Origin of the sequence: Emticicia sp., from assembly GCF_049241225.1 — a bacterium.
GTDB lineage: Bacteria > Bacteroidota > Bacteroidia > Cytophagales > Spirosomataceae > Emticicia.
Genome location: NZ_JBMLRC010000450.1, coordinates 1 through 1071 on the forward strand (window position 1 = coordinate 1; position 1071 = coordinate 1071).

The window sequence follows — 1071 nt, forward strand, 5'->3', positions numbered from 1 at the left end:
TCGACCACGGTACTGATATTAACCTCACTGCCGATGGCGTGCCAATCAATATGGTGTCGCACGCACACGGGCAAGGCTATGCCGATGCTCATTTTATTATTCCAGAATTGATTGATGGCGTAGATTTCAAGAAAGGCTTGTACGATGCCGATAAGGGAAATTTTAGCACTGCAGGTTGGGCCAATTTCCGCACGAAAAAAGTCTTAGAACAAAATTTTGCCAAGGTTGAAGTCGGTCAATTTAATACTTACCGACTGGTGGGTGCTGCTAATATTTTAGCACAAAAAGCAATAGAAAAGAACCAAAATGCCTATTTAGCAGGTGAATATAGCTACTCTGATGCGTATTTTGATGCTCCGCAGGCTTTCAATCGACTAAATTTGCTCGGAAAATATCACGGACATATCACCAAAAATACAAGCTTAACTTTTACGGCCTCAACTTTTTGGAGTAAATGGAGTGCTTCAGGACAAATCCCTGACCGTGCCGTTGAGTCGGGTTTGATTGGTTTCTACGGGGCAATCGACCCCAATGAAGGAGGTACAACCAGCCGAACTAACGCCAATGCGGAATTTTTAACTTTAACCAAAAGAAACCACGTCTGGAAAAACCAAGTTTTCTACTCAAACTACAATTTTGAGTTATTTTCAAACTTTACATTTTTCTTGGAAGACCCTATCAACGGCGACCAAATCAAGCAAGCCGAAGGCAGAAATTTGTGGGGATATAACTCAAATTATTCGATTGCTCACGGTTTAGGCTCAAAACAAGCAACACTGAATATTGGTGTAAATTATCGCCATGATTTGACTAAAGATTCAGAACTTTCACACACAAAAAATAAAACTACCTTACTCGAAAGCATCAAATTAGGTGATGTAAACGAAGCTAACGTAGGAGCGTATATTGATGAGAGTATTCAGATAAGTCCTAAACTTTCATTAACGGCGGGTATTCGTTTCGATTATTTCAATAATCAATACCTCGACAAATTGCAAAATAATGCAATTTTTAAAGCCAATGCTTCCATCGTTTCGCCTAAACTGAATTTGTATTATACCAAGAATAAAA

1 protein-coding gene is annotated in these 1071 nt (G+C 39.2%); it reads left to right on the plus strand.

Annotated elements, in window-relative coordinates:
- The coding region (locus ACOVO2_RS23205) for a TonB-dependent receptor (RefSeq protein ID WP_421772259.1) at nucleotides 1-1071 on the plus strand (1071 nt) is incomplete at both ends.